The organism is Bradyrhizobium sp. CCBAU 65884 (assembly GCF_028128835.1).
In the GTDB taxonomy this organism is placed as follows: domain Bacteria; phylum Pseudomonadota; class Alphaproteobacteria; order Rhizobiales; family Xanthobacteraceae; genus Bradyrhizobium; species Bradyrhizobium ottawaense.
Genome location: NZ_LBJU01000121.1, coordinates 126329 through 148538 on the forward strand (window position 1 = coordinate 126329; position 22210 = coordinate 148538).

The 22210-nt window shown below is 65.3% G+C and carries 21 protein-coding genes; 17 read left to right on the plus strand and 4 right to left on the minus strand.

Features of this window, described 5'->3' with window-relative positions:
- The first annotated feature begins 19 nt into the window (after positions 1–19).
- Complete coding sequence (locus XI03_RS22525; protein ID WP_271593377.1) at positions 20–1537, plus strand: Do family serine endopeptidase; 1518 nt, start codon at positions 20–22, stop codon at positions 1535–1537.
- Positions 1538–1672: 135 nt separating this feature from the next.
- On the opposite strand, the gene serB is transcribed toward XI03_RS22525, so the two are convergent.
- A complete protein-coding gene (gene serB / locus XI03_RS22530; protein WP_028145450.1) occupies positions 1673–2578 on the minus strand; it encodes a phosphoserine phosphatase SerB in 906 nt (301 codons plus the stop codon).
- 11 nt (positions 2579–2589) lie between these two features.
- Between serB and miaA the strand changes: the two genes are divergently transcribed.
- From miaA to XI03_RS22575, 9 genes are all read left to right on the plus strand, one after another.
- Positions 2590–3546: a tRNA (adenosine(37)-N6)-dimethylallyltransferase MiaA gene (gene miaA, locus XI03_RS22535; protein ID WP_271593378.1), complete on the plus strand. Its 957-nt coding sequence runs from the start codon at positions 2590–2592 to the stop codon at positions 3544–3546.
- 329 nt (positions 3547–3875) lie between these two features.
- Entirely contained in the window at positions 3876–5651 is a 1776-nt protein-coding gene (locus tag XI03_RS22540; protein ID WP_038947617.1) for an acetolactate synthase 3 large subunit, read from the plus strand.
- A 24-nt stretch (positions 5652–5675) separates the two neighbouring features.
- Positions 5676–6218 (plus strand): acetolactate synthase small subunit, encoded by a 543-nt coding sequence (gene ilvN / locus XI03_RS22545; protein WP_028145447.1) that lies wholly within the window; start codon positions 5676–5678, stop codon positions 6216–6218.
- A 3-nt stretch (positions 6219–6221) separates the two neighbouring features.
- Positions 6222–6917, plus strand: coding sequence for a class I SAM-dependent methyltransferase (locus XI03_RS22550; RefSeq protein WP_028145446.1), 696 nt, complete (start codon positions 6222–6224; stop codon positions 6915–6917).
- Between the two features lie 45 nt (positions 6918–6962).
- Complete coding sequence (locus XI03_RS22555; RefSeq protein WP_095426104.1) at positions 6963–7853, plus strand: EamA family transporter; 891 nt, start codon at positions 6963–6965, stop codon at positions 7851–7853.
- Positions 7854–7860: 7 nt separating this feature from the next.
- Entirely contained in the window at positions 7861–8463 is a 603-nt protein-coding gene (locus tag XI03_RS22560; RefSeq protein WP_161966379.1) for a LysE family translocator, read from the plus strand.
- Positions 8464–8597: 134 nt separating this feature from the next.
- Positions 8598–9617 carry a ketol-acid reductoisomerase gene (ilvC, locus tag XI03_RS22565; RefSeq protein WP_028145443.1) on the plus strand — a complete coding sequence of 340 codons (1020 nt, stop codon included), beginning with the start codon at positions 8598–8600 and terminating at the stop codon, positions 9615–9617.
- Between the two features lie 147 nt (positions 9618–9764).
- The gene (locus XI03_RS22570) at positions 9765–10616 is read left to right on the plus strand and encodes an SDR family oxidoreductase (protein WP_271593379.1); all 852 of its coding nucleotides are present in this window, start codon (positions 9765–9767) and stop codon (positions 10614–10616) included.
- 330 nt (positions 10617–10946) lie between these two features.
- Positions 10947–12659 (plus strand): sulfatase-like hydrolase/transferase, encoded by a 1713-nt coding sequence (locus XI03_RS22575; protein WP_271593380.1) that lies wholly within the window; start codon positions 10947–10949, stop codon positions 12657–12659.
- 174 nt (positions 12660–12833) lie between these two features.
- Here the strand turns inward: XI03_RS22575 and XI03_RS22580 are convergent, their stop codons facing one another.
- Together XI03_RS22580 and XI03_RS22585 are read right to left on the minus strand one after the other, a co-directional pair.
- Positions 12834–14393, minus strand: a complete 1560-nt coding sequence (locus XI03_RS22580; RefSeq protein WP_271593381.1) for a glycine betaine ABC transporter substrate-binding protein — start codon at positions 14391–14393, stop codon at positions 12834–12836.
- Positions 14390–15172, minus strand: a complete 783-nt coding sequence (locus XI03_RS22585; protein WP_271593382.1) for an ATP-binding cassette domain-containing protein — start codon at positions 15170–15172, stop codon at positions 14390–14392. Before XI03_RS22585 ends, XI03_RS22580 begins: the two co-directional genes overlap by 4 nt.
- Positions 15173–15306: 134 nt before the next feature.
- Between XI03_RS22585 and XI03_RS22590 the strand changes: the two genes are divergently transcribed.
- Together XI03_RS22590 and XI03_RS22595 are read left to right on the plus strand one after the other, a co-directional pair.
- Entirely contained in the window at positions 15307–16125 is an 819-nt protein-coding gene (locus XI03_RS22590; protein ID WP_271593383.1) for an ABC transporter ATP-binding protein, read from the plus strand.
- Positions 16125–16913 (plus strand): ABC transporter permease, encoded by a 789-nt coding sequence (locus XI03_RS22595; protein WP_038947610.1) that lies wholly within the window; start codon positions 16125–16127, stop codon positions 16911–16913. Before XI03_RS22590 ends, XI03_RS22595 begins: the two co-directional genes overlap by 1 nt.
- A 48-nt stretch (positions 16914–16961) precedes the next feature.
- On the opposite strand, the gene XI03_RS22600 is transcribed toward XI03_RS22595, so the two are convergent.
- Entirely contained in the window at positions 16962–17411 is a 450-nt protein-coding gene (locus tag XI03_RS22600) for a cupin domain-containing protein (RefSeq protein ID WP_028145436.1), read from the minus strand.
- Positions 17412–17549: 138 nt separating this feature from the next.
- Between XI03_RS22600 and XI03_RS22605 the strand changes: the two genes are divergently transcribed.
- The 5 genes from XI03_RS22605 to XI03_RS22625 all read left to right on the plus strand — a co-directional run bounded on the left by XI03_RS22605 (position 17550) and on the right by XI03_RS22625 (position 22204).
- A complete protein-coding gene (locus XI03_RS22605) occupies positions 17550–18575 on the plus strand; it encodes an ABC transporter substrate-binding protein (RefSeq protein ID WP_271593384.1) in 1026 nt (341 codons plus the stop codon).
- A gap of 30 nt (positions 18576–18605) precedes the next feature.
- Positions 18606–19310, plus strand: coding sequence for an NUDIX hydrolase (locus XI03_RS22610; RefSeq protein ID WP_271593385.1), 705 nt, complete (start codon positions 18606–18608; stop codon positions 19308–19310).
- Between the two features lie 93 nt (positions 19311–19403).
- On the plus strand, positions 19404–20714 hold the full coding sequence (locus XI03_RS22615; protein WP_271593386.1) for an ABC transporter substrate-binding protein: 1311 nt from the start codon (positions 19404–19406) through the stop codon (positions 20712–20714).
- 15 nt (positions 20715–20729) lie between these two features.
- Positions 20730–21497 (plus strand): ABC transporter ATP-binding protein, encoded by a 768-nt coding sequence (locus XI03_RS22620; protein WP_028145432.1) that lies wholly within the window; start codon positions 20730–20732, stop codon positions 21495–21497.
- A 2-nt stretch (positions 21498–21499) separates the two neighbouring features.
- Complete coding sequence (locus XI03_RS22625) at positions 21500–22204, plus strand: ABC transporter ATP-binding protein (RefSeq protein ID WP_038971199.1); 705 nt, start codon at positions 21500–21502, stop codon at positions 22202–22204.
- Positions 22205–22210: the final 6 nt, after the last annotated feature.

A 22210-nucleotide genomic window follows, 5' to 3' on the forward strand; every position in this document is an offset into this window, starting at 1 on the left:
CCTCTCTCTGGAGATCACAATGACCGCTGCCACCATTGCCCCGTCCCGCTCGCGACTTGGTGTGCGAATTGGGCTGGCCGCGCTCGCCGTCGCTGCTTTCAGCGCGTTCGGCACGCCGGTCTATGCGCGCGGACCGGAGGGCATCGCCGACGTCGCCGAGAAGGTGATCGACGCGGTCGTCAACATCTCGACCTCGCAGACCGTCGAAGCCAAGGGCGGCGGCAGCAACGCCATGCCGCAATTGCCGCCCGGCTCGCCCTTCGAGGAGTTCTTCGACGACTTCTTCAAGAACCGCAAAGGTCCGGGCGGCAGCAGCAAGGGTGGCGAGCGCGGAGACGGCGGCCCGCCGCCGCGCAAGACCAACTCGCTCGGAAGCGGCTTCATCATCGACACATCAGGCGTCGTCGTCACCAACAACCACGTCATCGCGGATGCCGACGAGATCAACGTCATCCTCAACGACGGTACCAAGATCAAGGCCGAGCTGGTCGGTGTCGACAAGAAGACCGACCTTGCGGTGCTGAAGTTCAAGCCGACCAAGCCGCTGGTCGCGGTGAAGTTCGGCGATAGCGACAAGCTGCGTCTCGGCGACTGGGTGGTCGCGATCGGCAACCCGTTCAGCCTGGGCGGCACGGTGACGGCCGGCATCGTCTCGGCCAAGAACCGCGACATCTCCTCGGGTCCCTATGACAGCTACATCCAGACCGACGCATCCATCAACCGCGGCAATTCCGGCGGTCCGCTGTTCAACCTCGATGGCGACGTCATCGGCGTCAACACGCTGATCATCTCGCCCTCCGGCGGCTCGATCGGCATCGGCTTCGCCGTGCCCTCGAAGACGGTCGCGGGCGTCGTCGACCAGCTCCGTCAGTTCGGCGAGCTGCGCCGCGGCTGGTTAGGGGTGCGGATCCAGAGTGTTACCGACGAGATCGCCGAAAGCCTCAACATCAAGCCGGCGCGCGGCGCGCTGGTTGCGGGCGTCGACGACAAGGGCCCGGCCAAGCCGGCCGGCATCGAGCCGGGCGACGTCGTCGTCAAGTTCGACGGCAAGGACGTCAAGGATCCGAAGGACCTGTCCCGCGTCGTCGCCGACACGGCGGTCGGCAAGGAAGTCGACGTCATCATCATCCGCAAGGGCAAGGAAGAAACCAAGAAGGTCACGCTCGGCCGTCTCCAGGATCCCGAGAAGGTGCAGACCGCGGTGAAGACCGACGAGCCCGCGCCCGAGAAGCTGGTGACGCAGAAGGCGCTCGGCCTTGATCTTGCGGCGCTGAACAAGGATCTGCGCACTCGCTACAAGATCAAGGAGAGCGTCAAGGGCGTGGTCGTCACCAATGTCGACGCCAATTCCGACGCCGCCGAGAAGCGCCTCTCCGCCGGCGACGTCATCGTCGAGGTGGCGCAGGAGGCCGTCTCCAGTGGCGCGGACATCCAGAAGCGGGTCGACCAGCTCAAGAAGGACGGCAAGAAGTCGGTGCTGCTGCTGGTGTCGAACGCCGACGGCGAGCTGCGGTTCGTGGCGCTGAGCGTGCAGTAGTTTCGGGCGCGGTCTCGTAGGGTGGGCAAAGCGAAAGCGTGCCCACCGTCTTTCCACCGCCGCAGCAAGAATGGTGGGCACGGCGCCAGCGCGCCTTTGCCCACCCTACGGGTGCGGAGTGCGCCGCGAGAAAGGCTACCCCTCCACGAACTCGTCCCGCCGATACCCCTGCGCATACAGCAGCGCGGTGAGATCGCCGTGGTCGATCCGGGCCGCAGCCGCGGCCGCCACGGCCGGCTTGGCGTGATAGGCGACGCCCAGCCCCGCGGCCTGGATCATGGCGAGATCATTGGCGCCGTCGCCGACCACGACCGAGTCGATGTCGTCGAGATCGAACGACTCCATCAGATCCACCAGCGTCGCGAGCTTTGCCGCGCGGCCCAGAATCGGCTCCTTCACCTCGCCGGTGAACTTGCCGTCGCGCACGACGAGCTCGTTGGCGCGGTTCTCCTGGAAGCCGATCTTGGCGGCGACTGCGGTCGTGAACAGCGTGAAGCCGCCGGAGACGAGGCAGGTATAGGCGCCGTGGGCGCGCATGGTCGCGACCAGCTCACGGCCGCCCGGGGTCAGCGTGATGCGCTTGGCCAGCACCTCGTCGACCACGCCGGCGGGCAGGTCCTTCAGCAGCGCCACGCGCTCGCGCAGCGCCGGCTCGAACTCGATCTCGCCGCGCATGGCGCGTTCGGTGATGGCGGCGACGTGGGCCTTCATCCCGACGAGATCGGCGAGCTCGTCGATGCATTCCTGGCCGATCATGGTGGAATCCATGTCGGCGAGAAAAAGCTTCTTGCGCCGGGCGCCGACTGGCTGCACGACGATGTCGACGGGCAGGTCGCCGCGAAGCTCACGGAGCCGCTCCTCGATGGCGTGACGGTCGCCTTCGAGGTTACTGTCGGCGCCGAAGGGAATGTCGACCGCAACCCCGTCGAACAGCCAGTGCGCGGGCGCCGCCTGGGGCAGCACGGCGCGGGCGCCATCGACGATGGTCGAGTCGAGCGCGGGATTGTCGGGGTTGCAGATCAGCGTGGCGACGAGGGACATTTGAGGTTTTCGTGAGCGAGGGGCAAGTCAGCAGAAGCCATGTTGGCAAGGCCGTGCTTATCGCAGGCCCGACCGCCAGCGGCAAGTCGGCGCTGGCGCTGGAGCTTGCCCTCAGCACGGGCGGGGTCGTCATCAACGCCGATTCCATGCAGGTCTATCGCGACCTCCGCATCATCACGGCGCGTCCCACACAATTCGAGGAAGCGCGCGCGCCGCATCGCCTGTACGGTCACATCGATGCAGCCGTGAATTTTTCGGCCGGCGCCTGGGTGAGTGATGCCGCCAAGGCGCTCGAAGAGGCGAAAGCGGAAGGCCGTCTGCCGATCTTCATCGGCGGCACCGGGCTTTATTTCAAGGCGCTGACGGCGGGGCTCTCCGTGGTGCCGCCAATTCCTGCCGAGATACGCGAGGACGTGCGCGCGCGGCTGGAACGCAACGGTGCGGAGGCGCTGCATGCGGAACTGGCGCGTCGTGATCCCAGTGCGGCCGGGCGATTGAACCTGCGTGACCGCACCCGGATCGCGCGTGCGCTCGAGGTGGTCGAGGCGACCGGCCGTTCGCTGCTCGACTGGCACCGGGAGGGCCAGCCGCCGCTGCTGCCGAAGGACAGTTTTCACGCGGTATTTCTCGCTCCCGAGCGCGACGAACTCTACGCCCGCATCGATGCCCGCTTCGATGCCATGCTGGGCGCCGGTGCATTGAGCGAGGTCGAGCAGCTCGCCGCCAGACATCTCGATCCGCTGCTGCCGGCGATGAAGGCTCATGGCGTGCCGGCCCTGATGCGGCATCTGCGCGGTGAGCTCAGCCTGGAGGACGCCGCAGGAATCGGCCGCGCCGACACCCGCCACTATGCCAAGCGGCAATTCACCTGGTTCCGGCACCAATTGCCTGAGTTCGAATGGGTGAAGCCCGGGGAGGCGAGGGGATGGCTCGTCGCTATCGTGAACGCGGCCCGCGACCCCGCCTGAGGCGCTTTTCTGTCCGGGTTCCCGAATTTACCTCTCGCCGAACCCGGGGAACACCGCTACACTTGCAAAATCGCGCGGGAACGGCCGCATCGCCTTGACATCCAGGCTTTGGCCGCTATGTTTCGCGCAACCTTTGGGAAGCCGGGCACCTGCCATGCGTAACATTATTACCAAACTCCTTATCGCCGTCGTACCCAGGCACACCGCCGGGGGTGGCTAGCTGCCATCCACATGACAGGCGGTGTGCATGGGCCCTCTTCGGGGCCTTTTTTATTTCCCGAACCCGACACGAACGAAGCCGCTGACAACAGCGCATCCGGAGCAAGCCAATGAGCGACAAGAGCCACGATCCGAACCAGATGACCGGCGCCGCGATGATCGTCCGCGCGCTCATCGATCACGGCGTGACCGACATTTTCGGCTATCCCGGCGGCGCGGTGCTTCCGATCTACGACGAGATCTTCCAGCAGAGCGAGGTCCAGCACATCCTGGTCCGTCACGAGCAGGGCGCGGGCCATGCCGCCGAAGGTTATGCGCGCTCGACCGGCAAGCCGGGCGTTGCGCTGGTGACCTCCGGCCCCGGCGCCACCAACATGGTGACGCCGCTCACCGACGCGCTGATGGACTCGATCCCGCTGGTCTGCATCTCCGGCCAGGTGCCGACCCATCTGATCGGCAACGACGCGTTCCAGGAATGCGACACCGTCGGCATCACGCGCCCCTGCACCAAGCACAATTGGCTGGTGCGCGATGTCAACGATCTCGCAAAAGTGCTGCACGAGGCGTTCTACGTTGCGACCACGGGCCGTCCCGGCCCCGTCTTGGTCGACGTTCCCAAGGACGTGCAGTTCGCGACCGGCACCTATCATCCGCCGCGCAAGTCCGACGTGCACCGCTCCTACGCGCCGCGCGTGAAGGGCGATGCGACGCAGATTCGCAAGGCCGTGGCGCTGCTCGCCCATGCCAAGCGCCCCGTGATCTACAGCGGCGGCGGCGTCATCAATTCCGGCCCCGAGGCGACCAGGCTGCTGCGCGAGCTGGTCGAGGTCACCGGCTTTCCGATCACCTCGACGCTGATGGGTCTCGGCGCATACCCTGCGTCGGGCAAGAACTGGCTCGGCATGCTCGGCATGCACGGCACCTACGAAGCCAACATGACGATGCATGATTGCGACGTCATGCTGTGCGTCGGCGCGCGTTTCGACGACCGCATCACCGGCCGCGTCGACGCGTTCTCGCCGGGCTCGAAGAAGATCCACATCGACATCGACCCGTCCTCGATCAACAAGAACATCCGCGTCGACGTGCCGATCATCGGCGATTGCGGCAACATCCTCGGCGACATCCTCCAGGTGTTCAAGGCGGAGGCGAAGAAGCCCGACATCAAGGCGTGGTGGCAGCAGATCGCGCAGTGGCGCGCCCGCAACTCGCTCTATTACAAGAAGAGCAACGACATCATCCTGCCGCAGCACGCGATCCAGAGCCTGTTCGAGGCGACGCGCGGCAAGGATACCTACATCACGACGGAAGTGGGCCAGCACCAGATGTGGGCGGCGCAGTTCTTCGGCTTCGAGGAGCCGCATCGCTGGATGACGTCAGGCGGTCTCGGCACCATGGGGTATGGCCTGCCGGCCGCGGTCGGCGTGCAGGTTGCCCATCCCGACAGCCTGGTCATCGACATCGCGGGCGATGCGTCGGTGCAGATGACGATGCAGGAGATGTCGACGGCGGTTCAGTACGAGCTGCCGATCAAGATCTTCATCCTGAACAACCAGTACATGGGCATGGTGCGGCAGTGGCAGCAGCTGCTCCATGGCAACCGGCTGTCGCATTCCTACTCGGAGGCGATGCCGGACTTCGTCAAGCTCGCGGAAGCTTACGGCGGCGTCGGCTTCCAGGTGCACAAGCCCGGCGATCTCGACGGTGCCATCCAGGAGATGATCTCGGTCAAGCGCCCGGTGCTGTTCGACTGCCGCGTCGCGTCGCTGGAAAACTGCTTCCCGATGATTCCGTCCGGCAAGGCGCACAACGAGATGCTGTTGCCGGAGCAGGCCAACGACGAGGCCACCGCCAAGGCTTTCGCCGGCGGCAAGGCGCTGGTGTGACGCGAGACATCTGAGGGGACGACAATGAACCAGCCCGCATCCGCCTACTTCATCGAAGAGCGCCACGATCCGAACGAGACGCACACGCTTGCCGTGCTCGTGCAGAACGAGCCGGGCGTGCTCGCGCGCGTCATCGGCCTGTTTTCGGGCCGCGGCTACAACATCGAAAGCCTTACGGTCTCCGAAACCGAGGCCCAGAAGCACCTGTCGCGCATCACCATCGTCACCACGGGCACGCCGATGGTGATCGCGCAGATCAAGAACCAGCTCGACCGCATGATTCCGGTCTACCAGGTCGTCGACATGACCCAGACCCGGCGCTCGATCGAGCGGGAGCTGGCGATGGTGAAGGTGCGCGGGCAGGGCGAGCACCGGGTCGAGGCGCTCAGGCTCGCGGATGCGTTCCGCGCCCGCGTGATCGACGCAACGACCGAGAGCTTTGTGTTCGAGATCACAGGCAATACGGACAAGATCAATCAATATATCGACCTGATGCGCCCGCTCGGCCTCGTCGAGGTGTCGCGCACCGGTGTTGCCGCGATCGGCCGCGGGCCCGAAGGGATGTGAACCATGCTGGCGCGCGACTGGTACTATAACGAGCGGAACCGGATGGGGATCGAGCCCGCGGTGGCCTCGATCTACGACGCCCACGACGATGCCGATCTGCGGGCGCGCGCCGCGCTGAAAATGCTGGGAGTCCAGCGCGGCTGGCGCATCGCCGACATCGGCTGCGGCAACGGCGTGCTGGCGACCGAAGCCGCGCTGCTGGGTGCCGAGGTCGACGCCATCGACATCTCGCCGGCGATGCTGGCGCTTGCCGAGATCTACGCGCGTGATCGCAAGGCGCCCGTGCGCACCCAGTCCGCCGGCCTGCTCAGCTTCGCCTATCGGCCGGAATCCTACGATCTGATCGTCAGCGAATTCACGCTGCACCATTTGCCGGATTTCTGGAAGGCGGTCGCGATGTCGCGAATTTTTCGCGCGCTCAAGCCGGGCGCGAGCTTCTATCTGCGCGATATCGTCTATGCCTCCATGCCCGACGCGATCGAGCGCGACGTGGAGCAATGGGCCGACTACCACATCAAGAACCACGATTTTTCGCGCGAGGGCGTGGTGATGCATATGCGCGACGAATATTCCACCTTCGGCTGGGTGATGGAGCGGATGCTGACCGACGTCGGTTTCACGCTGGTCTCGGCCGATTACCACGCACCGATGCACGGCACGTATCTGCTGCGCAAACCAAGAGCCGGCGAGCAAGGCTAGACGACAACAACAGGGCTGCACGACAGGGCAGAACCGAGAACAACAATGAAGCCGGCCGATATCCTCATCGCCATCCTGGTGGCGATCATCTGGGGGCTTGCCTTCGTGGCAAGCCGGATCGCGCTCGACGAGTTTTCGCCGGAACTGATGACCGCGATGCGCTTTTCCATCGCCGCGCTGCCGTGCCTGTTCATCCCCAAGCCGAAAGTCGCATGGTCGCTTCTGATCGCGATCAGCTTCACGTTGTTCCTCGGTCAATTCCTGAGCCAGGCCTATGGTATCGCCCATGGCGTGCCCGTGGGGCTGACCAGCGTCGTGGTGCAGAGCCAGGCCCTGTTCACCATCGGATTTGCCGCGATCGCCTTCGGCGAACGGCCGACGCCGGTCCAGACGCTCGGCATCGTCATCGCGGCGATCGGCCTGCTCATGATCTGCGGCACGGTTGGTTATGATTTCAGTGTCGCTGCATTTGCGGTGCTGATGATCGCTCCGATCTGCTTTGCCGTCGGCAATCTCCTGCTGCGCGGCGCCCGCGGCGCGCCGATGTTCGATTTGTTTGCCTGGCTCTGCCTCACCGCCGCGTTGCCGCTGTTTGCGCTTGCACTGGTCGTCAACGGGCCAATGCCGACCTTCGAGTCGCTGATCCACATGTCACTGACCGGCTTGATCTGCCTGCTGGTGATCGGCGCCATCTCGACCAGCATCGCCTATTGGCTCTGGGGCCGGCTGCTGCGCGACTATCCCGCCGCGCTGGTGGTGCCGTTCGCGCTGCTGGTCCCGTTCGTCGGCTCGGCCGCCTCCAGCATCGTGTTCGGCGAGCGGTTCGGACCCCTGCGGCTGGCCGGCATGCTGACCGTGATCGGCGGTATCGCGGTGATGGTGCTGGCGAAGCGGCCCAAGGCGTTACCCGAAGAACCGTTGCCGAAAACGGCGTGAGGTGAGCATGTCCCAGTCGCTGTTCTACGCCTTCCTGATCTTCATGGTCGTGATGTATTTCACGCCCGGGCCGAACAACATCATGCTGCTGTCCTCGGGCCTGACCTACGGCTTCCGCCGCACCATCCCCCACATTGTCGGCGTCGTCATCGGCTTCGCCTTCATGATCGCCGCCGTCGGCCTCGGGCTCGGCTCGGCGTTCCTGGCCTACCCGATCCTCCAGACTCTCCTGAAATATGCCGGTGCGGCCTATCTCGTTTATCTTGCTGCCGTGATCGCCATGTCCGGCCCGACCAAGCCGGGTGAAGGTGATGGTCGCCGTCCGATGACCTTCTGGGGCGCAGCCATGTTCCAGTGGATCAATGCCAAGGGCTGGGTGATCGTGATCGGCACCATCACCGCCTTTGCGGCCATCGCCCAATTCCCGCTCAACATCGCGATCCAGACCCTGATCAGCCTGCTGGTGGGGTCAGTGTCGTGCGTGGTCTGGGCGCTGTTCGGTACCGCGTTGCGGCCGGTCCTGACCTCCGAGCGGCTGGTCCGCGCCTTCAATATCCTGATGGCGATCCTGCTGCTGGTCTCCCTCTACCCCGTCTTCATGGATGCATGATGCCGCAGTTTTCCATGCAGAAACGGGTTTCCCAGGGGGCTGAAAATGCTCTAGACAGCCCCCGAAATCCGCAAATTTCACTGCCAAGACCTGACCAACGGCCGATTCTGGCCACCTGAACGAGGAAACGACCCATGCGTGTTTATTACGATCGCGACGCCGACCTGAACCTGATCAAGGGCAAGAAGGTCGCCATCGTCGGCTATGGCAGCCAGGGCCACGCCCATGCGCTCAACCTGAAGGATTCCGGCGTCAAGGACGTCGCCATTGCGCTGCGCAAGGACTCGGGCTCGGTCAAGAAGGCGGAAGCCGCCGGCTTCAAGGTGATGGAAGTCGCCGAAGCCGCCAAATGGGCCGACCTCGTCATGATGCTGACCCCGGACGAGCTCCAGGGCGACATCTACCGCGAGCACCTGCACGACAACATGAAGAAGGGCGCCGCCCTGGTGTTCGCGCACGGCCTCAACGTCCACTTCAACCTGCTCGACCCGCGCGCCGATCTCGACGTGCTCATGATCGCGCCGAAGGGCCCCGGCCACACCGTGCGCTCGGAGTATCAGCGCGGCGGCGGCGTGCCCTGCCTGATCGCGATCGCCAAGGACGTCTCGGGCAACGCCCATGACCTCGGCCTGTCCTATGCTTCGGCTGTCGGCGGTGGCCGCGCCGGCATCATCGAGACCACCTTCAAGGAAGAGTGCGAGACCGATCTTTTCGGCGAGCAGGTCGTGCTCTGCGGCGGCCTGGTCGAGCTGATCAAGGGCGGCTACGAGACCCTGGTCGAAGCCGGCTACGCGCCGGAGATGGCCTATTTCGAGTGCCTGCACGAAGTGAAGCTGATCGTCGACCTGATCTATGAAGGCGGCATCGCCAACATGAACTACTCGATCTCCAACACTGCGGAGTATGGCGAGTACGTCACCGGCCCGCGCATCGTCACCGCCGAGACCAAGGCCGAGATGAAGCGCGTTCTCGCCGACATCCAGGGCGGCAAGTTCGCCCGCGACTGGATGCTCGAGAACAAGGTCAACCAGACCTCGTTCAAGGCGACCCGCGCCAAGCTCGCCCAGCACCCGATCGAGGAGGTCGGCGCCAAGCTGCGCGACATGATGCCCTGGATCAAGAAGGGCGCGCTGGTCGACAAGTCGAAGAACTAAGCCGTTGTGCCCCAGACGCAGCGCAGCACTGTGGTGTTGCGCTGCTGATCCGGGGCCCAATGCGGCTCCTGGGTCCCGGCTCGGCGCTTGTCCGGGACATGGGTAAGAATCCAAGGCATGATCGCGTGAACTTCAGGGGAGAAGATCATGCGATCTGTCGTCGTCACCGGTGCGTCCACCGGCATCGGCTGGGCCACAGCAAAATTTCTGATTGAGCGCGGCTTTCGCGTGTTCGGCAGCGTCCGCAAGCAGGCCGATGCCGACAGGCTCAAGGCCGAGCTCGGCGCCAATTTCACGCCGCTGCTGTTCGACGTCACCGACGAGGCTGCGGTCCTTGCTGCCGCGCGAACAGTCCGCGAGGCGCTGGGCGGCGAGACGCTGGCCGGCCTCGTCAACAATGCCGGCATCGCGGTCGCAGGCCCCGTGCTCGAATTGTCGGCCGATGATTTCCGCCGCCAGATGGACATCAACGTCATCGGCCCCGTGATCGCGACGCAGGCGTTCGGGCCGCTGCTCGGGGCGGACCCGTCGCTGAAGGGGCCGAAGGGGCGGATCGTGATGATCAGCTCGGTCGCGGGCAAGAACGGCAATCCGCTGTCGGCGCCCTACTGCGCCTCCAAGCACGCCGTCGAGGGACTGTCGGAAAGCCTGCGCCGCGAATTGATGCTGTTCGGCATCGACGTCATCATCGTCGCCCCCGGCGCGGTGAAGACGCCGATCTGGAGCAAGGCCGAACAGACAGATCTGTCCGTTTACCAGAACTCGCCCTATCTGCCGGCGTTGAACAAGGTCATGGCCTTCATGATGGACCTCGGCGCGAAGGGCCTGCCGGCCGAGCGGATCGCCGAGATCGTGTTCGAGGCGCTGATAGCGGTAAGCCCCAAGGTGCGCTACCAGATCACGCCCGACCCGCTGCGCCATCTGATCGGCGCCGTACTGCCGAAACGGACGGTCGATCGCATCATCGCCAAGCGGCTCGGGCTGCTGCCGCAGGGGTGACTGACGCTCAGTTCGCCCCGGCCGCAAGCCGCGCGGCCTCCGGCCCGCGGTCGAAGCCCGACCATGCCCCAGCTTGTACCGGAAGAGCAGGTGGCGGCCCAAGACCCGAGCCGTCCAGCCTGTCCGGCCTGCGGCCCATCGCCGCCCGCGAAACATTAAGCGAAGGTCGGATCACGGCGCGCGTTGCCTGTCCTTGACCGTTCAGTTACAGTTTTATGACACGGTGCAGGCTTTCCGGCTGCGCCGGACGCCCTAGCCGCCCTTATTCCCGCCTTGGGCCGGCCAGACGGCTAGGTATCATTGCGCCGGACCAGCTGTTGCGTGTCGTCGATGGCGTCCGCGCCCAATCCAGGTCCTTCTGCCGCCACCGCCGTCCTCGCCAGCGTCGCCGCGCTCGGCATCTGGCGGCTGCTCGCGGTTGCCGCGCCGCATCTGGCCGCGCTCGCGCTGATGTACCAGACCGAGACCGATTTCGGCTCGCGCCTCTCCTTCGCGCTGGCCTGGGGCATCCTCAATTTTTTCTGGATCACGCTGCTGCGCCGGCCGGCGCTCTCCGGCGCGCTGTCGCTGACCATGGTCGTGGTGCTGGTGCTGCTGTCGCGGCTCAAGCACGACGTCGTCCAGATGACGGTCAACTTCATCGACCTGATGATGATCGACCGCGACACCGTCGCGTTCCTGTTCACGATCTTCCCGAATTTGCGCTGGTCGGTGATCCTGGCCGGCTTCGTCACGCTGCCGCTGATGTATGCGCTGTGGTGGCTCGATCCGTTCCGTATCCGCCGTCTGCCGGCGCTCGCCTGCAAGCTGGCCTGCCTTGCCGCGCTGGTCGGCTATTCGCTCTATCATCCGGACGAAGCCTGGCGCGGCTATTACGACGACGGCTATCTGTCGAAATTCTTCCGCTCCGGCGTCAGCTCCGTCTCCGACTTCGTGCAATACGGCTTCATGGAATCGGCCGCCGCGACCAACGAGCGGCTCAACATGCCGCTGGTCGATTCCTGCCATCCGGCCGGCCGCCGGCCGAACATCATCATGATCCATGATGAATCGAGCTTCGACATCCGCGCCGCCCAGGGCATCAAGGTGCCGCAGGGCTATGGCAGCCACTTCAAATCCTGGGACGGCAGGCAGCGCACGTTCCTGGCCGAGAGCAATGGCGGGCCGAGCTGGTTCACCGAATACAACGTGCTCGCAGGCCTCTCGTCGCGCTCGTTCGGCCGCTTCGCCTATTTCGTGACGCGCATCGCCTCGAACCGCGTCGAGCGCGGCCTGCCGCTGGCGCTGCGCCGTTGCGGCTACGACACGATGTCGCTCTATCCCGCCCATGGCGGCTTCATGGCCGCGCGCAGCTTCCAGATAACGACCGGCATCGAACGCTTCCTCGACGCCAAGGACCTCGGTGCCAAGGACGTCGAGCCCGACGGCTTCTTCTACGACAAGGCGCTCCAGCTGATGGGTCAGCAGCCGCCCAACAAGCCGCTGTTCACCTTCATCTATCTCGGTGCCAATCATTTCCCCTGGGAGACGCGCTTCCGTCCCGACCTGCTGCCGAACTGGCGCGCGCCGGGCAATGTGGCTTCCATCGACGAATATCTGCGCAGGCAGGCGATCAGCGCCGAGCAATACAAGGCGTTCGTCGCGGGCCTGAAGAAGACGTTCCCGGGCGAGCCCTTCCTGATCGTGCGCTATGGCGATCATCAGCCTGAGTTTGCACCGGGTATCCTCGAGCCCGGGCTCGACGAGGGCGCTGTCGGCAAGAAGCTGGACGCCTACGATCCGCGTCTCTACGCGACCTATTATGCGATCGATGCCGTCAATTTCGAGCCGGTCAGAAGCGAGGCCGTGATGGACACGATCGACGGTCCTTATCTGCCGCTGGTGATCCAGGAGGCCGCCGGCATCCCGCTCGATCCGTCCTTCGCCGAGCAGAAGGAGATCATGCTCCGCTGCAAGGGCGTTTTCTACAGCTGCAAGGACGGCGCCGAAGCGCGGCGGCTGAACCGCCTGCTGATCAATGCGGGGATGATCAGGGGGCTGTAGCCGGCTTGCTTTGGCCGCAAGCGATACTCTTTGACCGTCCACCCTGAGGTGCTCACCAAGCGGCGTCAGATCGTAGGGTGGGCAAAGCGAAGCGTGCCCACCATCCCGTCGCGTGTGTTGAGAGACGGTGGGCACGGCGCTTTCGCGCCTTTGCCCACCCTACGAAATCCGGGCCTACCGCCCGCCTACCTTCTCCCATAGCCATTTCGCCACCGCATCCGGCGAGGAATTCGCGTCGTTGCCGCTGGCGCGTAGATTCGCCTCGCGCATGGTGGCGATGTCGATCTTGCCGAGCAGTGGCTGCAGCGCTGTCTTGAGCCGCTCGTCGCCGGCACGTTTCGGGGCCAGCAGCAGGATGGCGTCGTAGGGCGGGATCGCGTGCCTGGGATCGTCCAGCGCGACCAGATCGTATTTCGCGATCAACCCGTCGCTGGTGTAGCCGGCGATCACGTCGACCTCGCCGCTCGCAACCGCCGCATACATGAAGTCGGGCTGCATCTGGCGCTGGGCGCGGAATGAGAGGCCATAGGCCTTTTGCAGCGCCGCCCATTCCGGGCGCGAGAAGAACTCGTAGTCGCCGGCAATCGATAGCGTCGATGCATGCGCGGCGAGATCGGCAATGGTGCGGATACCAAGCGCCTCGGCGCGCTTCTTCGGAAGCACCAGCGCATAGGCATTCTCGAAGCCGAGCTCGCCGAGCAGGGTGATGTTGTCCTTTGCCAGGCTTGTCTTCAAATCCGTCAACAGCTCTGCGCGCGGCTTGATCTCGGTGCGATGCAGCTGGTTGGCCCAGAGCGTGCCGGAATAATCGACATAGAGATCGATGTCGCCGGCTTTCAACGCCCCGAAGATCACGCTGGAGCCGAGGCCCGAGCGCGCCGTTGCGGACAGACCGGCGGCCTGGAGGCGGTCCCCCATCAACGTCGACAGCACATATTGCTCGGCGAAGGTCTTGGCGCCGACGACGTAGCCCTGCGACGAGCGCCCCATCGTCGGCACCAGCGTTGCGGCGACCAGCGCTGCGATTCCGGCCGCGCCGAGCGCGGTTCGGGCGCGGCCGCGGCGGCGCAGACCGCTCTCGATCAGGCCGAGCAGCTGGTCGACGGCGAGCGCGAGCAGGGCCGAGGCAAAGCAGCCGAACAGCACGAACACCCAGTTCTGGGTTTGAAGCCCGGCGAAGATGTAATTGCCGAGGCTGGTCTGGCCGATCGGCGTCGACAGCGTCGCGGTGCCGATCACCCACACCGCGGCGGTGCGGATGCCCGCCATCATCACCGGCAGCGCCAGCGGCAGCTCGACCATGACCAGCGACTGCCGCGCGGTCATGCCGACGCCCTTGGCGGCCTCGATCAGCGCGGGATCGATGCCGTTGAGCCCGGTGATGCCGTTGCGCAGCACCGGCAGCATCGAATAGAGCGCCAGCGCCAGCATCGCCGGCAGGAAGCCGAACGCCGAGAAGGACACGCCGAACCAGGCCAGCGTCACCGAGGCGGCCAGCAGCAGCAGCGGATAGAACAGCGCGAGCAGCGCCAGGCCCGGCACCGTCTGCACGATGCTGGCGATTGCGAGCAGGATGGCTCGCGGCGCCGGGCGGTTGCGCGTCAGCATCGCCAGCGGCAGGCTGACGGCAAGGCCGAGCGCGAGCGCGGCAAGACTCACCCGCACATGATTGCCGAGATAATCGGGCAGATGCGCCAGCGCCTCGCCCCAGCGTGGATCGGCGAGGAAGCTCATGCCGCACCGCTTTGTGGCAGCAGCGCGTTCAGCCGCTCGACCTGGCGCCGCGGCGTACGCAGCAGCTCCAGCACGTAAGCGTCGCTGCTCTTCGAGAGCGCGGCGGGGGTGCCCTGCGCGAGCAGCTGTCCGCTGTGCATCACCGCGATGCGGTCGGCGAGCAGGATCGCCTCCGTCATGTCATGGGTGATCATCACGGTGGTCAGGCCGAGCTTGCGATGCAGCGAACGATAATCCTCGCCGAGGGCATCGCGGGTCAGGGGATCGAGCGCGCCAAACGGCTCGTCCATCAGCACGATGCGCGGCCTCGCCGCCAGTGCCCGCGCCACGCCGACGCGCTGGCGCTGGCCGCCGGAGAGCGCCTCCGGCAGACGCCTGCGATGCGCGTTGCGGTGGAGCTGCACGAGACCCAGCAGCTCGTCGACACGTGCTGCGATATCGGCCGCCGGCTCGCCCAGCAGTTTCGGCGTGATCCCGATATTGTCGGCGACGCTCAAATGCGGAAACAGCCCGCCGCTCTGGAACACGTAGCCGATCCGCCGCCGCAGCGCGACCGGATCGACGCTTTGCGCGTCCTCGCCTTCGATCGTGATGGTGCCGCCATCGGCCTCGATCAGCCGGTTGGCGAGCCGCAGCAGCGTGGTCTTGCCGGAGCCCGAGCCGCCGACGATCGCCACAAACTCGCCCTCGGCGATGTCGAGCGACAGATCGTCCACGGCCTTGAGCGAGCCGAAGCTCTTGGTGACGTGGGCATAGCCAATCATCGGCCTGGACGGCATCGGGCAGGGGCTCACCTTGCTGACCCGCCCACGGAGGGAGGGAATGAGAAGACCCATGCGTAGCACGCTTGGCGCCTTGATTGAACTTGGCCGCGCGAGCGGCTAAGGCATCGGGCCAAGTTCGGAGGGAACATATGTCAACGCCAACGGCAGTGGCGCTGGAAGATGCCAAGGTTGCGTTCCGGCTCGGGGACGGGCGGGTCTATACGGCGGTGGAGAAAGCGCATCTTGCGGTCGCGCAAGGCGAGTTCGTCGCCATTGTCGGGCCCACGGGCTGTGGGAAGTCCACGCTGCTCAACGTCGCGGCCGGGCTGCTGAAGCCGGCCGCCGGCAGCGTCAGGATATTCGACCAGCCACTCGCCGGGCTGAACCGGGATGCCGGCTACCTGTTCCAGGCCGACGCGCTGTTCCCGTGGAAGACCGCGCTCGACAATGTCGCGATCGGGCTGGAGATCAAGGGCACGCCGCGCGCCGAGGCACTGCCGCGCGCGCAGAAATGGCTGACCTCCGTCGGCCTTGGCGCGTTCGCGGGTCGCTATCCGCACATGCTCTCGGGCGGCCAGCGCAAGCGCGTGGCGCTGGCGCAGGTGCTGATCCGCGATCCAAAAATCCTCTTGATGGACGAGCCGTTCGGGCCGCTGGATGCACAGACCCGCCAGGTGATGGGCAATCTGCTGCTCGATCTCTGGAATGCCGACCGCAAGGCCGTGCTGTTCGTGACCCATGATCTCGAAGAGGCGATCGCGCTCGCCGACCGCGTCGTGATCATGTCGGCCGGGCCGTCCTCGCGTATCATCGGCGACTGGCGCGTGAGCCTGCCGCGCCCGCGCGACATCTTCGAGGTGCGGCTGGACAAGGAGTTCCACGCGCTCCACCGCGAGATCTGGAGCGTGCTCAAGGACGAGGTGATGAAGGGCTACGCGCAATCCACCCAAGCGGCGGAGGCGGTCTGATGTCGCGTCCGACGCTGTTCGCGCTCCAAGTCCTGGTCGCGGTCGTCTGCATCGTGCTGTGGCAAGTGCTGTCGACCGTCCCCGTGTTCGGCAAGATCCTGCTGCCGCCGTTCTTCTTCTCCAACCCGCTCGACGTCTTCAGCCAGATCGTGAAGTGGTTCGCCTCCGGCGTGATCTGGAAGCATCTCGGCATCACGCTGGCGGAATCGATCCTGGCCTTCGTGATCGGATCGGCCGGTGGTGTGCTGGTCGGCTTCTGGTTCGCGCGCCAGCCGCTGGTCGCAGCTGTATTCGACCCCTATGTCAAGATGGTCAACGCGCTGCCCCGCGTGGTGCTGGCGCCGATCTTCGCGCTGTGGCTGGGGCTCGGCATCTGGTCCAAGGTCGCGCTCGGCGTGACCCTGGTGTTCTTCATCGTGTTCTTCAACGTCTATCAGGGCGTCAAGGAGGTCAGCCGCACCGTGCTCGACAATGGCCGCATGCTCGGCATGAGCGAGCGGCAGCTGATGCGGCACGTCTATTGGCCGTCGGCGCTGTCCTGGATGTTCTCCTCGCTGCACACCTCGGTCGGCTTTGCCGTGGTCGGCGCGGTCGTCGGCGAATATCTGGGTTCGGCGGCGGGCCTTGGCTATCTCATTCAGCAGGCCGAGGGCGTGTTCGACGTCGCCGGCGTGTTCGCCGGCATGTTCGTGCTGTCGGCCTTCGTCATCCTGATCGACTATGGGGTCACGCTGGTGGAGCGGCGCCTGTTGGTGTGGCGGCCGACCGCATCGGATGGGCGGGGCTAGGCGCGAGGCGGGACCCGCGTATCGGCGCGGGCCCCCGGTCGCGAAGCCTCAATCCAGCAGCTTGGTGTCGTCGGGCGCCTGGGGCGGCGTCTTGATTGCGATCGCCTTGACCTGTCCGCTGATCGGCTTGGTGCCGCCATGCGGCGTGCCCTTCGGAATGATGACGAGGTCGCCCGGCTTCACCGTGACCTCCTTGTCGCCGAGCCAGATCGTGCCGGTGCCATCGAGAATGTACTGGATCTCGTTGGTGTTGGGATGCATGTGCTTGGGCACATTGCCGACCTGGATCGAGATCGTGGCGCCGTCGGCACTCGCGAACATTTTTGAGCGGTAGCCGACATTGTTGGCGGCCCCGAGCGCATCGCCTTCCATCTCTCCGGTGTGGATGATCTGCGCGGTGATGTTCTCGGCGGCGAGCGCCGGCCGGAGCAGCTGGTTCGCGCCGCATCCGGCGGCAAAGGCGGCGGCGATCGACAGCCCGATTGCAAGGCGATTCATGGATGATCCTCCCCATCACGAGTTTGTTGTTGTACCCGCATGCTATTGCGCCAAAAGGCCGATGGCCAGTGCCTTAGGCCACGCTTCTCAAGCCCGTCGCGCTGCTCTATGGTGCCGCCGGCCGAACGGAGGAAACCAATGAAGAACACGATTGCCAGGCTCGCCGCGGCGCTGCTCGCACTGACGCTCACCACCGGATTTGCCGCGGCGCAAAGCAAGGTCACCATCGCGGTCGGCGGCGGCTCCTGCCTGTGCTATTTGCCGACGGTGCTGGCCAAGCAGCTCGGCGAATACGACAAGGCCGGCCTCGATGTCGAGCTGGTCGACCTCAAGGGCGGCTCGGACGCGCTCAAGGCCGTGCTCGGCGGCAGCGCCGACGTCGTGTCCGGCTATTTCGACCATTGCGTCAATCTGGCTGCCAAGAAGCAGGAGCTCCAGGCTTTCGTGGTCTATGACCGCTATCCCGGCCTCGTGCTCGTGGTCGCGCCCTCGCGCACCAACGACATCAAGTCGGTCAAGGATCTCGCCGGCAAGAAGGTCGGGGTCAGCGCGCCCGGTTCCTCGACCGACTTCTTCCTGAAGTACATGCTCAAGAAGAACGGCATCGATCCGACCAGCGCCGCCGTGATCGGCGTCGGCCTCGGCGCCACCGCGGTCGCCGCGATGGAGCAGGGCCAGATCGACGCGGCCGTGATGCTCGACCCCTCCGTCACCGTGCTCCAGGGCAACCACAAGGATCTGCGCATCCTGTCCGACACCCGCACGCAGAAGGACACGCTCGAGACCTTCGGTGGCGAATATCCCGGCGGCGCGCTGTACTCGACCGCGGCCTGGGTTGCCAAGCACGAGAAGGAGACCCAGGCGCTCACCAACGCGATCCTCGCCACGCTCGCCTGGATCCATTCGCATTCGCCTGAGGAGATCATGGCGAAGATGCCGGAGGAGACGGTCGGCAAGAACAAGGATCTCTATCTCGCCGCACTGAAGAACACGATCCCGATGTTCTCTGAAACCGGCAAGATGGACCCGAAGGGCGCGGATGCCGTGCTCGCGGTGTTCAGCGTCGGCTCGCCCGAGGTGGCCAACGCCAAGATCGACGTCAGCAAGACCTTCACCAACAGGTACGTCGAGCAGGCCAGGAAGACCACGGGGAACGCCAAATAGCTGACGCGAAGGCGTGATAGTCGCCCCCTCATGACGTCACCGATCATTCATCGCGTCACGACGCTTGCTCTTGCCGTGCGGCCGATCGTCTGGCCGTTCGCCGAGGAGCGTCGCGACGAGATCGCAGCGCATTTCGCCGAGAAGCAGCGCGAACGGCCGAAGATCTGGAACGGCCGCGTCCTGCTCGGGTGCGATCCCGTGTTCACGGGCGGCCATTTCGCCTCGACCTATTTCGAGACCGATTTCGCAAGCTTCCTCGCCTGGCGCGACTGGGGCTTTCCCGGCGCGCCCGTGTTCAACGGTTTTGGCATGGGCGCGCTGCGCACGTCCGACGGCGCCTTCGTGATGGGCGAGATGGCGCAGCACACCGCGAACGCGGGCCGCATCTATTTCCCGTCGGGCACGCCCGATCTCGACGATGTCAGGGATGGGACGCTGGACATTCCCGGCAGCGTCGTGCGCGAAATTCAGGAAGAGACCGGCTTGACGGCGGCGGACTATGAGGCCGAGCCGGACTGGTATTGCGTCGTCAGCGGCCCCGCGATTGCGATGATGCAGGTGCTCAACCTCGATATGCCCGGCGACGAGGCTCGCGCCCGGATCGAAGCCAATCTCGCCCGTGAGGACGAGCCTGAATTGTCGGCCATTCATCTCGTGCGCGGGATGGGTGATCTCACGCCGACCATGCCGCGATTTGTCACGGCCTTTATCGAGCAGCAGTTCGCCTCGCGCTGATGCGCGAGGCTTGACATCCCTGCGCTCTGCCCATGTGATGGGGGCAACCAAAAGCAAGACGAATGCATTGCACAATCGTCCAGGGAGGTTTTGATGCGCCTGCGCATGGCTGCCCGATTGGTACGTGGGCTGGTGATCGCGATATCCGCGACGAGCCTGGCGGTGGCCGCCCAGGCTCAGGACAAGAAGATCAAGATCGGCGTCGTTTTTGATTTGACCGGACCTCTGGCCGGCGGCGGTTCCGAACTCGGCTATATCGGCGCAAAGATCATCCTCGACCATTTCGCCAGGACGGGCGTCGAAGGCTACAAGATCGAGGCGGTCTATGCCGATGCGCAGAGCAAGCCCGACATCGCCATCAACGAATCCGTCCGCCTGCTCGAGCAGGAGAAGGTCGACATGGTGCTCGGCTTCTTCTCCTCGGCGCAGTGCGTGCCGGTGGCCGCTCGCGTCGAGCAGCTCAAGAAGTTCATGTGGATGACGACCTGCATCTCGTCCGCCGTGTTCAACGAGAAGGGCTACAAATACGTTTTCCGCCCGCAGGCCAGCGGCGACCAGTTCGGCATGATGACGATGGACTTCATCGCGCAGAACGCCAAGGCGAAGTTCGACAAGGAGCCAAAGGACCTGCGCGTCGCCATCATCCACGAGGACGGCGCCTATGGCGTCGACGTCTCGAAGGGCAACGAAGCAGGCGCGAAGAAAGCCGGCTTCAACGTCGTGATGAAGGAGGGCTATTCGGCGACCGCGCCCGATCTCTCCGCGCTGGTGACCAAGCTGAAGCGCGCCAAGCCCGACGTGATTTTCCACACCGGCTACAACCCTGACATCACGCTGCTGCTCCGCCAGGCCCGCGAGCAGGGCCTGAAGTTCGGCGCGCTGATGGGGCATGGCGCGGGTTACGGCGTCTATGAGAAGTTGAAGGAAGGCATGGGGGCGGATGCCACCTACATCTTCAACACCGACCCGATCTCGATCTGGCTCGCCAACCAGAAGTCCATGGATCCGAAGCTTCCGCCCGTGATCAAGATGGTCGGCGAGGAGTTCGACAAGATCAGGCCGGGCGTTGCCATCCGTTCCGCCCATGTCGGCATCGGCGCGTCCAATACTTACGTGTTCATGGCCGACGTGCTGCCGCGCGCGATCAAGAAGTACGGCGGCGTCGATCCCGAGGCGCTGCGCAAGGCGGCGCTCGACACCGACATCCCCGAAGGCGGCACCATGCTCGGCTTCGGCGTGAAGTTCTACGGCGAGGGCAGCCCCATGGCCGGGCAGAACGAGCGCTCGTTCCCCGTCGTGATCCAGTACATCGACGACAAATCCTCCGTGGTGTGGCCGAAGAGCCAGGCGCAGCGCGAAGCCGTGCTGCCGCTGCCGAAAGGCACCACCTACAGCAACCAATAGCGGCGGAGTGCTCTGGTGCTGGAGGTCAGTGGGCTGGTGAAGCGGTTCGGCGGCTTCACCGCCGTCAACAACGTGTCGTTTCGGGTTGATCAGGGCGAGATCCTCGGGCTGATCGGCCCCAACGGTTCGGGCAAGAGCACGATCTTCAACATGCTCTCCGGCACGCTGGCGCCGACATCGGGCTCGATCGTGTTCGGCGGCTCCGAGATCGCGGGCCTCGCCCCGCACCGGATCATCAACAGCGGCGTCGGCCGCACCTTCCAGATTCCGCGGCCGTTCCGCCGCCTGACCATCTTCGAGAACGTCGCGCTCGCCGGCTTTTACGGCCAGGGCCGCCACAGCCGCGTCAAGGCCGAGGAAGCGGCCGAACGGTCACTCGCGATGGTCGGCCTGCCGACCGATCGCCATGCCAGCGTCGACGGTCTCGGCGCAGCGGGGTTGAAGAAGCTCGAGCTTGCGAAAGCGCTCGCCACGGCGCCGAAGCTGCTGCTGGCCGACGAGAGCCTCGGCGGTCTCGACGAAACCGAGATGGATCAGGCCGCCGACATGTTGCGCAACATCCGCGACGAGCTCGGCATCACCATCATCTGGGTCGAGCACATCATGGGCGTGCTGATGCGCGTCGTCGATCGCGTCATGGTGCTCGATCACGGCGAGAAGATCTCGGAAGGCTTGCCGAGCGCGGTCGCGGGCGATCCGCGCGTGATCGAGGTCTATCTCGGCACCGATGCCGAGACCACGCAGGCCGCGGCCGCCGAAGCGCGCCGCCGCGCGGGAGGCTAGACATGCTGGAGCTCCGCGCCGTCAATGCCGGCTATGGCACGTTCCAGGCGCTGTTCGATGTCAATCTCGACGTGAAGGCCGGCGAAGCCGTCGGCGTCATCGGCCCCAATGGCGCCGGCAAGACCACCCTGATGCGTGTCATCTCCGGCCTGATCCGGCCCTCGCGCGGGTCGATCCGGATGGAGGGGACCGACGTCGTGGCAACGCCGCCGCACAAGATCGTCAGCCTCGGCATTGCGCATGTGCCGGAGAACCGGCGACTGTTTCCGCAGCTCTCGGTCGACGACAATCTCAAGATGGGGGCCTTCATGAAGGAGGCGCGCAGCCACTATGCCGATCGGCTCGAAGTGGTGTTCGGCCTGTTTCCGCGCCTGAAGGAACGGCGCCACCAGATGGCGGGCACCATGTCCGGCGGCGAGCAGCAGATGTGCGCGATCGGCCGCGCGCTGATGTCCAATCCAAAGCTGCTGCTGCTCGACGAGCCCTCGGCGGGGTTGGCGCCGGTCGTGGTGCAGCAGGTGTTCGAGCTGGTGAAGCGGATCCGCGCCAGCGGGCTGACCGTGCTGATCGTGGAGCAGAACGTGCAGCAGGTGCTGAAAGTGGTCGATCGCGCCTATCTGATCGAGGCGGGCACCATCCGGGCATCCGGCACGTCCGCCGAGATGCTGGCGAGCGACACGGTCAAGGAAGCGTATCTCGGGGTGTGAGGGGGC